The 15282-nt window shown below is 46.1% G+C and carries 14 protein-coding genes; 2 read left to right on the plus strand and 12 right to left on the minus strand.

Annotated elements, in window-relative coordinates:
- Positions 1-24: 24 nt before the first annotated feature.
- From katG to C7R92_RS13325, 3 genes are all read right to left on the minus strand, one after another.
- Positions 25-2214, minus strand: coding sequence for a catalase/peroxidase HPI (gene katG, locus C7R92_RS13315; RefSeq protein WP_106834581.1), 2190 nt, complete (start codon positions 2212-2214; stop codon positions 25-27).
- 422 nt (positions 2215-2636) lie between these two features.
- A complete protein-coding gene (locus C7R92_RS13320) occupies positions 2637-3389 on the minus strand; it encodes a GNAT family N-acetyltransferase (RefSeq protein ID WP_106834582.1) in 753 nt (250 codons plus the stop codon).
- A 135-nt stretch (positions 3390-3524) separates the two neighbouring features.
- Positions 3525-4121: a class I SAM-dependent methyltransferase gene (locus C7R92_RS13325; RefSeq protein WP_106834583.1), complete on the minus strand. Its 597-nt coding sequence runs from the start codon at positions 4119-4121 to the stop codon at positions 3525-3527.
- A 198-nt stretch (positions 4122-4319) separates the two neighbouring features.
- Here C7R92_RS13325 and C7R92_RS13330 point away from each other — a divergent pair, with 198 nt between their 5' ends.
- Both C7R92_RS13330 and C7R92_RS13335 read left to right on the plus strand, forming a co-directional pair.
- Positions 4320-5111 (plus strand): MerR family transcriptional regulator, encoded by a 792-nt coding sequence (locus tag C7R92_RS13330; RefSeq protein ID WP_069844976.1) that lies wholly within the window; start codon positions 4320-4322, stop codon positions 5109-5111.
- Entirely contained in the window at positions 5108-5728 is a 621-nt protein-coding gene (locus C7R92_RS13335; protein WP_106834584.1) for a GNAT family N-acetyltransferase, read from the plus strand. Before C7R92_RS13330 ends, C7R92_RS13335 begins: the two co-directional genes overlap by 4 nt.
- 65 nt (positions 5729-5793) lie before the next feature.
- On the opposite strand, the gene C7R92_RS13340 is transcribed toward C7R92_RS13335, so the two are convergent.
- From C7R92_RS13340 to C7R92_RS13380, 9 genes are all read right to left on the minus strand, one after another.
- Complete coding sequence (locus tag C7R92_RS13340; RefSeq protein WP_106834585.1) at positions 5794-6852, minus strand: NAD(P)/FAD-dependent oxidoreductase; 1059 nt, start codon at positions 6850-6852, stop codon at positions 5794-5796.
- Between the two features lie 98 nt (positions 6853-6950).
- Positions 6951-8183 carry a peptidase T gene (gene pepT / locus C7R92_RS13345; protein WP_106834586.1) on the minus strand — a complete coding sequence of 411 codons (1233 nt, stop codon included), beginning with the start codon at positions 8181-8183 and terminating at the stop codon, positions 6951-6953.
- A 311-nt stretch (positions 8184-8494) separates the two neighbouring features.
- A complete protein-coding gene (locus tag C7R92_RS13350; protein ID WP_106834587.1) occupies positions 8495-9049 on the minus strand; it encodes a dihydrofolate reductase family protein in 555 nt (184 codons plus the stop codon).
- A gap of 104 nt (positions 9050-9153) precedes the next feature.
- Complete coding sequence (gene dapF, locus C7R92_RS13355) at positions 9154-9996, minus strand: diaminopimelate epimerase (protein ID WP_106834588.1); 843 nt, start codon at positions 9994-9996, stop codon at positions 9154-9156.
- 70 nt (positions 9997-10066) lie between these two features.
- Positions 10067-11050 (minus strand): ABC transporter ATP-binding protein, encoded by a 984-nt coding sequence (locus C7R92_RS13360; RefSeq protein ID WP_106834589.1) that lies wholly within the window; start codon positions 11048-11050, stop codon positions 10067-10069.
- Entirely contained in the window at positions 11047-12042 is a 996-nt protein-coding gene (locus tag C7R92_RS13365) for an ABC transporter ATP-binding protein (RefSeq protein ID WP_106834590.1), read from the minus strand. Before C7R92_RS13365 ends, C7R92_RS13360 begins: the two co-directional genes overlap by 4 nt.
- Before the next feature lie 37 nt (positions 12043-12079).
- Positions 12080-12973: an ABC transporter permease gene (locus C7R92_RS13370; RefSeq protein WP_106834591.1), complete on the minus strand. Its 894-nt coding sequence runs from the start codon at positions 12971-12973 to the stop codon at positions 12080-12082.
- Between the two features lies 1 nt (position 12974).
- Positions 12975-13913 (minus strand): nickel ABC transporter permease, encoded by a 939-nt coding sequence (nikB, locus tag C7R92_RS13375; protein ID WP_106834592.1) that lies wholly within the window; start codon positions 13911-13913, stop codon positions 12975-12977.
- 47 nt (positions 13914-13960) lie between these two features.
- Positions 13961-15262 (minus strand): serine hydrolase domain-containing protein, encoded by a 1302-nt coding sequence (locus tag C7R92_RS13380; protein ID WP_106834593.1) that lies wholly within the window; start codon positions 15260-15262, stop codon positions 13961-13963.
- Between the last annotated feature and the right edge of the window lie 20 nt (positions 15263-15282).

The following is a 15282-nucleotide window of genomic DNA, read 5'->3' on the forward strand; positions in this document are numbered from 1 at the left end:
TGTTCTTTGCTTTATATTTTCAAATTATGCTTCTTTAAGATCGAAACGATCTGCATTCATTACCTTCACCCATGCCGCTATAAAGTCACGCACAAACTTTTCTTTGTTATCGTCTTGCGCATAAACTTCTGCAACGGCACGCAGAACAGAGTTTGAACCGAATACGAGGTCAACTGCAGTCGCTGTACGCACGACTTCACCTGTTTGGCCATCACGTCCTTCAAATACGCCTCCGTCTACAGGTTTCCACTGTACGCCCATGTCTAGCAAGTGAACAAAGAAGTCGTTTGTGAGTGTACCTACACGATCCGTGAATACACCGTGTTGTGTGCCATCGTGGTTTGTACCAATAACACGCATACCTCCAACGAGTGCAGTCATTTCTGGTGCCGAAAGATTTAGTAGCTGTGCCTTGTCTACCAGGAGCTCTGCAGGGCTTACACGGTACTGCTTCTTCTGATAGTTTCGGAAACCATCAGCGATTGGCTCGAGCACGGCAAAGCTTTCTGCATCTGTCTGCTCTTGGGTTGCATCACCACGTCCAGGAGCAAAAGGAACCGTTACATCAAAGCCAGCATCTTGTGCAGCTTTTTCGACTGCGGCACTACCGCCGAGTACAATCAAATCGGCCAAGCTGACTTTCTTGCCGAAGTCCTCTTGAATGACTCCCAGGATCGTAAGTACTTTTTCAAGTTTTTTAGGCTCATTTACTTCCCACTCCTTCTGTGGAGCAAGACGGATGCGAGCACCATTTGCGCCGCCACGCATATCCGAGCCGCGGAAGGTACAAGCGGAAGCCCAAGCCGTTGTTACCAGCTCGCTGACGGTAAGGCCCGAGTCTAATATCTGTGTCTTCAGCTCAGCTACATCTGCATCGGTTAACTCATACTCAGCTGCAGGTACAGGATCTTGCCAAATAAAATCTTCTGCTGGAACTTCTGGACCTAAATATCTTGTACGAGGCCCCATGTCACGGTGTGTGAGTTTGAACCATGCACTTGCAAATGCATCTGCAAACTCCTCTGGATTCTCATAGTAACGACGAGAAATCTTTTCGTATGCTGGATCCATACGCAAGGCCATATCCGCAGTGGTCATCATGGTAGGAACACGAACGGATGCGTCTTCTGCATCTGGTGCAAGATGCTCAGCAGCAGGATTTACTGCAACCCACTGGTGTGCACCTGCAGGGCTCTTGGTCAGCTCCCATTCATAGCCGAACAGTAGTTCAAAGAAACCATTATCCCATTGAGTTGGATTCGCAGTCCAGGCACCTTCAATACCGCTACTGATGGTATCGCGACCTTTACCGGAACCGTGTGTGCTCTGCCATCCTAAGCCCATTGCTTCCACAGGAGCAGCTTCCGGTTCTGGTCCAACAAGAGCAGCATCTCCTGCGCCGTGAGCCTTACCGAACGTATGGCCACCTGCCACGAGTGCAACGGTTTCTTCATCGTTCATTCCCATGCGTTTGAAGGTTTCGCGAATGTCGCGAGCGCTTGCAAGCGGATCTGGATTCCCATTCGGACCTTCCGGGTTCACATAAATAAGACCCATCTGAACAGCAGCAAGCGGATTCTCGAGATCACGATCGCCGGAGTAACGCTTATCGCCTAGCCATTCCTTTTCAGCGCCCCAGTAAATATCTTCTTCTGGATGCCAAACGTCCGCGCGTCCGCCTCCAAAACCCCTTGTCTTCCCACCCATGGATTCAATAGCAGCATTACCTGCTAGAATGTACAAGTCGGCCCAAGAGATCTTGTTGCCATATTTTTGCTTGATCGGCCATAGCAGTCGACGAGCTTTATCAAGGTTGGCATTGTCTGGCCAGCTGTTAAGTGGAGCAAAACGCTGTGTGCCAGTTCCAGCACCTCCACGTCCGTCACCTGTACGATATGTACCAGCGGAGTGCCAAGCCATACGGATAAATAATGGCCCGTAATGTCCGTAGTCGGCAGGCCACCACTCTTGGCTGTTTGTCATTAGATCATAAAGATCCTGCTTGAGAGCCTGGTAGTCCAACTTTTTGAACTCTTCTGCATAATTGAAGTCTTCGCCCATAGGGTTAGATTTTCTGTCATGCTGATGCAAGATGTTCAAGTTCAACTGGTTGGGCCACCAGTGTTTATTCGACGTAGCACTTGGGTTGTGATTCGTAGTGCTACCGTGCGAAAACGGGCACTTTCCAGTGTTAGCTGTTGCCATAGAGTCCATTTGTCCCTCTCCCGTCATTTAAATTAAGTATTAAATAATAATACTTCTAATTAATTTATATAGCAGTTAACAATAGAAATCAACATCTTTTTGCTTTTTTCTTCTTAAGGATTTATGGACAGTAGTAATTGGCATCGTATTGCAGGCAGAGAGGGAATCGTAAGAACACGATAAAATATATGAACTCTTTCATTTCCGAATGGCTGATTCTAACGTATGCAGGGACCGGCTAGATTATGATCTTGTCACCAGCTCGATAGCCTCTCTTCCATCACAAAAAGCCCACTATTCTCCTCTTCACGGAATGTGTGGGCTTTTTGTGCGTAATCGTTTCAACTTCGCATCCTTGTTTATGTTGATCATGTCTTCCTACCATGTGATCAAAAAGAATGGTTCGAGCACTATGACATGACATGGGATTCTCAGTCAGTAGAATCCGGAGAAATCACTTCCCATTTTCCAAACAGTGTGAAACCCGCTGCCTTCGCCAAGGCAGTAGACGCATGGTTATCGAGTTGGCATCGGTACTGTGGTTCGTATCCCTGACCATAGGCGTATTTACAGATGGAACGCACCACTTGGCGGGCGTGCCCTTTTCCTCTAAAGGACGTCAGCGTCAGTACGCCGAGATCCGCAATTTGCAGATCCACTTCCCATGGATACATACTGGCAGCACTAGCTAGGCAATTTTGCTCAAAAGAGCCGAACACCGCCCAGTGATCCAATTCTACATAAGCGTCGTCCAAGTCTTGTTCCGATGCGGAAGATGTGAACTCGGAGAAAACAGCCTCATCTTGCTCGGTAAGCCGGCGCAAGTTACCTTCCAGATTTTCATGCAGCAATACGTTCTTATCCGCTTTTGAAAAATAAAAAAGATAATCTGCGCCATGCAGTGTGATGCCCGCTTCATTCAATTTCTGGCGAAAGGTCGACTCAGACAAGGATTGTTGTTGAAAGAGACCTATCTTATCAGCCAGCGCAGGTGTCAAGACCGCCATAACACGCCCGTCGGAGGTTTCCAGCATCATGACCCGACTTACTTCGTCAAGTGTAGGATTTATGGCAACAGTAAAGGATTCATCGCTATAGAAGACGTCACCGTTCAAAAATTGCTCCTGCCAAAAGTCAGTGATCGTTTGTGAAAATACAGGTACACTACTTACTTGATCTGTCATTATGTACACTTCCTTTCATAAAGTCGATGGGATTTATTGCGTATTATAGTAAAGGTTATTTACATCTCTGATTCTTTTGAAAATATGGTGGATCATGAAATTGATCGAGATGCGGAAGCCCCAGTAGCTTCCGCATCATTTTCGTAATACAAGCTGAATAACATGGGCTAATCCATTGTGGGCCTTACCTGCCACACGCTCTTGTTCACCATAGAAGAAATGGATCACTTCATGACCTTCGCACCAAGCAAGGATATCTTTGGGATCATATAGCATTTCAAGTTCTGGAGGCCCGCCCGTACCATACTTTACTTGTTCCTTGGAGAAGACCTCAAGCATGAGAATTCCTTTGGGCTTTATCGCCTTTTTCATTTTATGAAGAACGGAGATCTGCGCATCTTTATGAAAATGGCCATATACCATAATCGCGACATCATATTCTTCGCTCGGCACATCCTCTTCCAAAAGGTCAATTTTTTGGGTACGTACGTCAACCAAATGCTTCTGAGCCAGTATTTGCGTTTTTTGCAATCCGCTCTCCGCATAGTCAATGGCTGTCACTTCAAGATTTCTTTTTGCTAAAAAAACTGCATTCCGGCCTTCACCCTCTGCAAACGCGATCACTTTTTGTCCTTGTTCTATCCGATAAGCCTGTTGTTGAATAAAAACGTTAGGTTCTTCCCCATAATAATATTCTTCCGAATGAAAGCGCTCATTCCAAATATTCGCCATACTCACCGGCCTCCTGTCATGAAAATCCATTATAGATTTATTATATCTACAATATCTCCAAATGCATGGATGTGTCAATATCGCGTGGTATCGAGAGCATCTACAAAAGAGCCTTTCTTTGAACGTACATCTTGACCTTAGGTCTGACCTAAGGTTTATGGTTGAGATATTCCACAACATCCATAGGGAGTAACGGTTATGAAGAGTGAAATTACCATTAGCGAATTAGCTAGGCTTATGAATGTGTCTGTTCATCAGATTCGTTATTTTGAAGAGAAAGGGGTTCTTCTACCTGCTTACCTAGATAACAATCAGTACAGGATGTACAGCATGGATCAAGTTTACCAGCTATCCCATATTCTGTTGCTGCGCAAATTGGGGGTGCCTGTCCAGTCGATTAAAGAATGCATGACATCCTATTCTACTGATCAATACGGGCAGCTACTCAATCATTCTTTGAAAGAAATAAATGCAGAGATACTTCGCCTTCAAGAACTTCAGCATTTCATAAACAGGGTATTGCATGAACAAAAGAATTTTATTTCGCACTCCAATGACTACCAAATAAAGTGGCGTGAAACCACCTATTTGGCACGTTGGATAGAAATGGATTCACAAATAACGCTAAACGCGAAACTGTTGACTGAACAGGCCAAGTCTGTCCCGAACTTGTTCGAATCGGACCTTCATTTTATCGAGGATAATTCCAGAACCATTACGTTATACACGGAAACAGAAGCGCCTGGCGATTTTTCATTGCCCAGCGGCAACTATCTGTCTACCCAGAGGCTGATCCATGAAGAGGATGAGCTTGAACAAGTGATTGAACAGTTTTACTCCTATGCCGCAGCACAGTCTCATGTTATACAGGGACCCTTGATCCTCATTGAAAGATCTTACTTATCCCTATTTAGTCAAAAACAACTGCACTATGAACTACAAGCTTTGATCGAACCGACTACCCATTCCGAAAGGGGAAACCGATCATGACTGGATCACCAATTACAATAGAACCGATGCATTCCACGTACAATCAACAGATTGGTCAACTTCTTGTTCACGGGTTTCGTGGGAAATTCCAAACTCTTACGAAGCTCAATGATGGCGAGCTCGCCCTCTTTTTCGAAAAATTATTTGATCATGTTCCTACAGATCGTGCGAGTCAACGAATGGTCGCGCTACAAGAGGGAGAAGTTATCGGGACGATATCCATCAAGTGGAAAACTGAATTTGATAGTAGGCAAATATTTCCTGCATGGAAGAACTTCTACCGTTTTGGCAGATGGAATCTCCTGAAAATGTTCATCGGGTTATCTTTCCTAGACCATAAACCACAGGCTGGAGAATGTTATATTACAGATGTTGTTGTCCATCCGAATCATCAAGGCAAAGGAGTTGGAAACCTGCTATTGCATTGGGCGCACAATTTCGCACAAGCGCAGCCAAGCCTAGACAAGTTAAGCTTGTACGTCGCAGGTAAAAACCCCCGGGCTGAGCAGCTTTACCAGCGATTATCGTTCCATACGCATTTGCGAGAAAGCAGCTTCCTATCACATCTTTTATTTAAAGAGAAAAAATGGAGTTACATGGTGAAGAGATTGAAATGAATCATGACAAAGGGCGAATCGTCTCTACTAGACATCCGCCCTTTCGAAAGTATCGCCTTTTCCCCCTAATCTACTTCACATAAAAATCTGATTAGTCGGCAGCTCTCTAATTCTTTCATTTGTACGTTGTTTATTATCTCATTCGCAGCTAAACGGCTGATAATAGGAGCTAGTGTAACAGCTGAATGCATAACGGTCAGATAAAGACCCTTTATTTCGTCATGAAATCCAACAATAGGGTAACCGTCTTCAGGCATGGGTCTCAAGCCTACCTGGATGCTTTCCAGCTCCAATTTCTCTCCGCCTTTTAGATTGTGCCGTAGAATTTCAAACGCCCGCTTTCCAACTGCCTCGGGTCCATTTTGTTCAGACTCATCGATATAATCTTCCGCTGCTAGTAACAGATCATCGGTTAGTTGTCTCGCTTCAAATTTAGAATTTGAAACTAAGGTGCGGATCAACTTTTCTTTCGATTTCATTCGGATCAGTATAGAAGGTGAAGGAGAGACAGGAACATCAAAGCCTAATGGCTTACAGAGTTCGGGTATAGCTGCGCCAGTGGCTACTACAATAACATCTGCTTCTAGAAAACCATTGGAGGTGTTTACCCCAACAACCTTAGAACCCTCTGTGATTATTTGCATCGCCTTTGTATCAAACAGTACGCTCGCTCCATTTTCTTCTGCTCTTTTCACCAAAAGTTTTGCAGTCAAAATTGGATCTAGTGCGCCTTCTTCGTACGCATAATAAGCTTCCTCGGGGTATTCCTTTAGATTCGGTTCTAATTCTATGAGTTGCTGCCGATTTAATGGTTGTTTACGAGACTCCTCATAATCTATGGGGACTTCCCAAGTCAGTGCTCCATCCCATTTTATTTCTAGATCAGGTATCTCTTTTTTTAATTCATGATATTCGCCTATCGATGCATCATACAAATGTCGAAAATTTTCTGATACCTGATACGATGAATGAATCCAACCGAAAGACTTATTAGTGGCTTCACATGCAGCAGTTGAATTCGTCTCTATTAAAGTGACATTCTGATTCTGCTTGGATAAGTAGTAGGCCATGGATGTACCAACAATACCTGCACCAACCACTACAATTTTTTGATTCTTCTTCATAAGCGCTCCCTCCTGACAACATCCCTTAAGCAAATTCTACCCGGGTTATCTCAAGTCTTTTTGATAGGAAGATGAGTTTTATTAAGGATACCCCGTGATCAGGATCTTTGCTCATACAGCTTAACGATTTCGATGATGGTGTTTACAGCGTGCATCATGTTGTCAACGGAAACATACTCGAACCGCCCGTGGTAGTTTTCCCCGCCTGTAAAAATATTCGGTGTTGGCAAACCCATGTAGGATAGCTGAGAGCCATCTGTACCACCGCGTATCGGCTGAATAATCGGCACGATTCCGAGGTTTTCTAGTGCTTGTGTAGCGATGTCCACTACTTCCATTACAGGCTCAATCTTTTCCCGCATATTGAAGTATTCGTCTTTGATTTCGAGCTCAATTCGCTTCTCTCCGTATTTTTTTTGTAGTTCTTCTACGATACGAGCTAGTTGGGACTTTCTCGCCTGAAACCGATTACGATCGTGGTCCCGGATCAAATAACGCAGCTGAGTTTGCTCGACGTCACCTTGTATGGAAGACAGATGATAGAAGCCTTCGTAGCCTTCCGTCTCCTCAGGAGTTTCATTAATCGGCAGCCTTCCATGCAGCTCCATGGCTATTTTAGCAGCGTTAACCATTTTACCTTTGGCCGAGCCAGGGTGAACGTTCTTTCCTTTGCAAGTAATGATAGCTGATGCAGCGTTAAAGCTCTCGTACTCGATCCCGCCAAGAGGACCGCCATCCATCGTATAGGCATATACCGCGTCGAAGGCGGACACATCAAATTTGTCTGGGCCTCTGCCGATTTCCTCGTCCGGAGTGAAAGCTACTCTCACTTTCCCGTGTTTTAGTTCTGGATGTCGAATCAGATAAGCCATAGCGGTCATGATTTCGGCAATACCGGCTTTATCGTCAGCGCCAAGTAATGTGGTACCGTCTGTCGTTATTAACGTGTGTCCTTTGTAGCCAGTCAGCTCTGAAAAATCGCGCGGCGAAAGGACAATAGTAAGTGCTTCATTCAAGACTATGTCTTGTCCATTATAATTTTCGATGACTTGCGGCTTCACGCCAGCGCCGGTAAAATCGGTGGCTGTATCCATATGAGCAAGAAAACCGATTGTTGGAATCTCTTTGTCTGTATTGGATGGTAGGGTTGCCATTACATAGCCGTTCGAATCCATCGTCACTTCCTGCATACCTATGGCTTGCAGCTCGTCCACGAGCATTTGGGCCAACACTAGCTGCCCTGGTGTTGAGGGGCAAGTTTCGCTGTTCTCATCGGATTGTGTATCAACTTGTGCGTAAGAGATGAATCTATTTATGATCTCCGTTTTCATGGTTTATCTCAGCTCCAATACAATTCGTCAAACCTATTCAAGAAAGAGGCCATCTCGTGACAAATTCTACCACGATCCCCATCGATTCTTCAATCCGTACGCCATATTGACGTGCTGCCACCTGGTTATATAACTGTAAAGTGATGAAACCAACGAAGTAATCTCCATTTTCATAAAAGTTGATTTTGAACTGACTTTGAATAATAAAACAGCGGCGACCCATGACCTGAAAATACAGTCTTTGGCTCACCGCTGTGATGATTGAAATAGCTAACCTCGTTCGTTGAAGAAGTGACATACGATCCTGAATATTATTTCCCATTCAAATGATAGATGAGTTGCACAACGCCAGAGGAGAAAGTTTTTGTATTCACCAAACTCAAATTCACCCTCTGCTTTATATCCATAAACAGCGGTTTTCCTTCTCCCAAAATAACAGGGTGAACAGATAATCGAAATTCATCTACAAGCTCTAAATGGATAAAAGTTGTAATAAGACTAGCTCCACCATATAGCCAGATGTCTTTACCAGGCTTATTCTTTAATTGATTGACTACTTCAAGAATATGATCGTTGATGAATATTGCTTTATGATCAGTCCCTTTTTGTGTCTTGGAAAACACATATTTTTCTTTACTTTGAACCAATCCCCAAATCTCTTTTTCCGTATCTGTATGTTCCATTTCTGGAGAAAATTGTCCCCATAAATCATAACTTTTTCTTCCATATAGAATCGTGTCAATTTGATGTAAGAAATGAACAAACCCCATTTCAGCGTCCATTATGCACCAATCAACTTCCCCATTCTTCCCTTCAATAAAACCATCTAAGGTAACGGCTAGATCTAAAATGATTCTTCGTTTCATAAATAGTTACTCCTTTCGTTGATCATCTACTTCCATTTTAGACCTTTAAATATGTCACCTTGTGTCTTATTTGTAACAGAAGGGTTTATCACTATGGGGCGTTCTCATGTCCATGCATCGGGCAACAAATGTCCTTCTGCTACCAGTTTTGAGTTGCCTTCCAAGTAAACGGATTCGGCAGCATAATCTGTGAGATGGTAAGAAATTTTAAGTGGTCCCCCTCGAGTAAGCACGTTCACAGAGGTGTCTACATGTCCTAAAATACCGGCAATGATTGCTGCAGCAGTCGATCCGGAACCGCACGCGTAGGTCTCTGCCTCTACTCCGCGCTCATAGGTTCTGATGCTAAGCGTTTGCCTATCAATCAGTTCCACAAAATTTACATTAGTACCATTGGGAAACTGCTGCTGATCATTTCTGATCATTCGTCCCCATTCTCTGAGCTGGTCGTCCGCTATCGCGATAACATTTTCGACAAACCAGACCGTGTGGGGAACTCCGACAACACCGTAGTGGTAGACGCCGCTCGGTCCGTCCCACTTATATGGTTGATTCAGCTTCAGCGCCTGCAATTGAACGTCGGGAAACTTGACATTTACGCCGTTCTGATTGAGCTCTGCCTGATAGATGCCGGCCATCGTTTCGAAACTCATCTTCGTCTTGGCTGCCCCGATGTGGTACGCAAAGCGCGACATGCACCTTGCACCGTTGCCGCACATTTCTCCTTCACTGCCATCTGCGTTAAAATACCTCATCTTAAAATCGGCGATGTTGGAGTTCTCCAGCAGCATGAACCCATCCGCACCGATTGAAGTGCCTCGCCTGCATACATTTTGGACAAAGGCTGAAAGCGCAACCTCGTTCAACAGGCCATCGCGATTGTCTACTACAATAAAGTCGTTGCCACAGCCATTCATTTTTTTAAACGGGATCCCAAGATCAAACATTTCTCTCCTCCTTTTATCCGATGTACCGTGCAAACTAAAGGTTCCAGAATTATGGAGCAGTCACCTTGCTTTAAGAAGGATCGATTGCGGGAAATGATTGATAGAGATGACAAGCGACCGATTGCCCTTCTATTTCACTCAGCTTTGGCAACTCGACTTTGCATATTTCCATGCTGGACCGGCAGCGCGGATGGAATTTACATCCCTTCGGCGGATTAGACGGAGACGGGAGATCTCCGGACAACACAATTTGCTCTCGCGTATCATCAGGATCGGTGATGGGTTTGGCTGAAAGCAATGCTTGTGTATAGGGATGCAGCGGTCGTCCAAACAGCTTCTCTTTCTCAGCATACTCGATGATTTCACCTAAATACATGACCGCCACTTTATCGGCAATGTGCTCAACTACGCTCAAATCATGCGAAATGAAAACATAGGTCAAGGAAAATTGTTCTTGCAAATCCTGCAGCAAATTAAGGATTTGCGATTGAATCGACACATCCAGTGCGGAGACAGGCTCATCTGCGATAATCAGCTTTGGTCGAAGAATCAGGGCGCGGGCGATGCCAATTCGTTGTCTTTGCCCTCCGGAAAATTCGTGAGGATAGCGAGATAGATGCTGCTTGCTCATGCCGACAATCTCAATCGTTTCTTCCAGTAGCGCTTGTCTCTGCTCTCGAGGAATACCGTGCGAAATCAGCGGCTCTGTCAAGATGTGCCCGATCGTTAGTTTCGGGTTCAATGTTTCAAATGGATTTTGAAAAACCATTTGCATATTTCGCCTTACTGCACGCATTTCGTTTTTGTTCATTTTTCCTATTTCTTTACCTTGGAAACGAATTTCGCCTTGGACCGGCTCCAGCAAACGCAGAATACATTTTCCCAATGTAGACTTTCCGCAGCCTGACTCCCCGACAATCCCCAGCGTTTCTCCTTCATAGACGCTCACATCAATCCCGTTTAAAGCATGAACATCATGCGGTTGTTGTAACCACCCTTTTTTCATGCGAAACAGCTTGCGCAGCCCTTTCACTTCCAGGATTGGAGTCGTCATCCACCTATCACCGAGCTTTCCTGTTCATGATCCTTGTCTTGGGTAAATAACCAGCATCGACAAGAAGAATGCTGATCCACTGGACGGAGCACAGGATTTCGCTCCCAACATATCGCCATCGCTCTATCGCATCGCGGGGCAAACCGGCACCCATTTGGTTTGTTTTCCGGTGTCGGCACACTGCCTTTTATGCTGTGAAGCCTCTTTGTGCGTTGCCTTGGTGTCGATTGGAGCAAACCTACGGTGTATGGGTGCTTCGGATTGCGCAGCAACGACCGTACGTCGGCTGTTTCAATCGCTTGTCCCGCATACATCACTATGACGCGGTCGCATACTTCAGCTACCACCCCTAAATCATGCGTAATCATGATCACTGACATGCCGATGTCCCTTCTGATTTTTTTGATCAGATTCAAGATTTGCGCTTGAATTGTCACATCCAATGCGGTCGTCGGTTCATCAGCGATCAATAATGACGGATTACATGCGATCGCCATGGCAATCATCACCCGCTGCCTCATTCCTCCTGACAAACGGTGCGGGTAATCCCTGTAAATCTCTTCCGCTCGGGAGATGCCCACCACGGTAAGCAAATCCAGTACCCGTTGCTTTACCGCCGCTTTGCTTTCATCCTCATGCTCGTGCAGTACCTCACTGATTTGTCGGCCGATCGTCAACACCGGATTTAACGAATGCATCGGTTCCTGAAAAATCATCGCCATTTCCTTGCCTCTGAGACTGCGCATCTCCGCTTCACTCAGCGCAAGTACTTCTTTCCCGTTGAATCGAATGCTTCCAGTCAAAGTGGCATTATCGTCCAACAGTCGCATGAGCGAGAGCGAAGTGACGCTCTTGCCGCACCCCGACTCTCCGACAATTCCCAGCGTCTCCCCTTTTTTCACATGTAAATCAAGCTGATCAACAACCGTAACCGTACCCGACTCTTTCGAGAACCGGGTTGTCAGCCCTGTCACTTCCAATACATTGTCCATAAATGGAGTCCCCCTCTCCAATCCGCTTATTGCCCATTTACTTTTGCGTACGAGGATCAAAAATATCACGCAAGGCATCTCCCAGCCGGTTTACTGCCAACACGACAATGGTGATGGCCAATCCTGGGTATGTCGCAAGCCACCAGGCATCGGACAAATAATCTTTTCCTTCATTCAACATGGTCCCCCATTCGGGAGTCGGCGGCTGCGCGCCCAAGCCGATAAAGCCCAATGCAGCCGTATCGAGAATCGCTCCCCCGACGAACAGTGTCATGTAAACGAACAATACATTCGTAATATTGGGGAGAACCTGGAAAAGAATGATCCACCAGCTCGGCGTCCCGATCGATCTGCTGGCTTCCACATATCCAGACGACATGATGACGAGCGTCGCTGCCCTGATCAGACGCGCAAAGCTGGGAATCGAAGAAATGCCGATTGCGATCATCGCATTAGTTTGACTCGGTCCAAGCGCCGCGACAATGGCCAAGGCCAAAATGATCCCCGGCAAGGCGAGCAAAATATCCATAATCCGCATGAGCAGGTGATCAATAAATCCTCCCATATACGCACTGATGACACCAATCATCGTTCCTGCCGATACGGTGATGCCGACCGCCATGACAGCAACCACAAGCGTTACGCGCGTTCCGTATAAAATACGGGAAAACAAATCGCGGCCGATCGCATCCGTTCCGAGAACATGCTTGGCAGACGGGCCTTGCAAAAAGGCTTCGTAATTACTTTCAGTAGGGTCATAAGGAGCGATCCAAGGCCCGACGATGCCGATCGCAGAAATGAGTAAAAGCACCACCAAGCTTAGTTTTGCTGCTCGCTGTTTCTTGATTTTTTCCCAAAAGGCAAGCTTGGGGAAAATCGGGGAATTGGCATGCGTCGCCCCATGTGCGACAGTTTTGCTCACCTCATTCAAGTTACCGCCCCTCCTTTTCCGTAATGAGGTCGACACGCGGATCAATCAAACCATAGAGGAGGTCGACCATCATATTTACCACAACATAGACGAAGCCCATAAGCAGCACAATGCCCTGAATCATCGGAAAATCACGGGCTGAAATCGCACGGATAGCCAATGCGCCGATACCAGGCCAGTTGAACACTTGTTCGATGATAACCGCCCCACCCAGCAGAGTCGCGATTTGCAAGCCTACCACCGTAACAACAGGAATCATGACATTGCACAAGGCGTGTCGAAATAGGATTATCGACTCCCTCAATCCCTTGGCCCGTGCCGTTCGAATGTAATCATGGGAAAGCACTTCGACCATACCTGAACGCGTCAGTCGGCTGATCATCGCGGAAGACAAAACGCCCAAGGTACAAGCAGGCAAAATAAGATCCTTCCATCCCGTACCGCCCGCGATGGGAAACCAGCCTAATTGAACGGAAAATAACATGATTACGATTAACCCCAGCCAGAAGCTCGGCAGCGATAATCCGATCGAAGCTGCTGCCATCAGCATAAAGTCCAAGAGCGTATTTTTGTATTTCGCAGCGATTATTCCCATCGTTAAGCCAATCACGACCGCGATGCCAATCCCAGCGAAGGCTAGCTTGGCCGTTGCCGGAAACCGTTCCATTATTTCCACGATGACAGGTCTTTCTGTTTGTAAGGAAGTCCCGAAATCCCCTTGGATGGCTTTTTCCATGTAGGTCAGGTACTGATGAGGAAGGGGCTGATTTAGCCCCATTTGCTCACGTAACTGTTCCACTTGTGCTTTTGTAGCCTTTTCCCCTAACATGATCCGTACCGGATCTCCAGGAATAAAATGAACGAGCGCAAACGAAAAGATGGAAATGCCGAGGAGGACAATCACTCCTGATAGCATCCGATTCAACAAATACTGTTTCATGATTCGTTCACTCCTCTCTTCCAAGAATGCGTATTCATTGCTTACGGCTAAACTCGCTTGGGAATTTGGCGATAGGAGCCCATCATGCGAATTACCGTTTGACTTCCGTCTCGTATAAAGCGTACGGTTTGATCCGAACCTTCAACGTTCGTGAGAAAAACGTCTTCGTCGATAGCTTTTAAAGAGAATGAGTCTGAATGATCGACCGTTACGATCAGCGTACCTGCATCCACGCTTACCTGAAGATGAATTCCTTCCATAGATCCGTACTCGCCCGCATATTCAAGCAGACGATCTGTCGGGAGGTCATATTCCTTATACGTGACATGCGTTGATTTCGCAGGACGATTCTCGATGCAGTGAAACGTGCCATGTGCCAATGCGGCAGCCGGCGAACCGCTGAGATTGGTGAGCGCCACGGCAGCCAACCCGTTCTCGGGGATGATGCTCATGTAGGCTTGGATCCCTTTCTCTCTGCCGCTATGACCCAGCATCACAGATCCGTAGAAATTGGGTGTAATCGCTACACCATACCCGTAATATTGGTGTTGTTCGCATCGGAAATAAGGGGTGGTCATCTGCTGCACACTTTCCGTGCGAAGAATTCGTTCCTTGCCAATCAAACCTTTCGTGCGAAACAGCTCGGTGTATCTCATCATGTCGGTGAGCGTTGATTTTAATCCGCCGGATGATTGAAACGGCGGTGTCTCAAATAGCGGTGTCCTATCCTCGTACCCGTGCAACTCTTCCAAAGAAAAGCAACTATGCTGCATTCCCGCTGGTTGGAGAATATGCTCCTTCACATACGTCGAATATGGCTTGCCGCTTGCCCGCTCAACAATTGCTCCCAGTAGCGTATAGCAATCATTGGAATAACTGAACTCCGTTCCTGGTGCGCCCAATAAAGTAAATTCCAGTTGTGCCATATAGGTCATTAATTCCTCATAGGTGTTCATCCCACGTTTGAGTGCTTCATCGACGCAAGATAATGGCGGCAAACCGGAGGAATGGGTTAGAAAGTTGTGAATGGTGATTGCTTCCGTTCCACTTCCCGTTTTTACATGAAACTCTGGCAAAAAACGGGAAACAGGATCGGCAACCGTCAATTTTCCGGCTTCCTGTAGCTGCATGATCGCAATAGCGGTGAACGATTTCGTAATCGAAGCGATTCCGAACAAAGTATCAACTGTCGCTACCTGGTCTTGCTCGGTATCACGATAGCCGAAGCCTTTGGCATAAACGAGCTGTCCGTTTTTGGCCACTCCAATTGCAGCCCCAGGCACCTTGCTTCCCATCATTGTTTCCCGGACAAACTCCTCATAACTCACGATCCATTCCTGATTGTTCATGACCTGTTCTCCTTGTTTTT

The sequence above is a fragment of the Brevibacillus porteri genome (assembly GCF_003013475.1).
GTDB classification, from domain to species: Bacteria; Bacillota; Bacilli; order Brevibacillales; family Brevibacillaceae; genus Brevibacillus; species Brevibacillus porteri.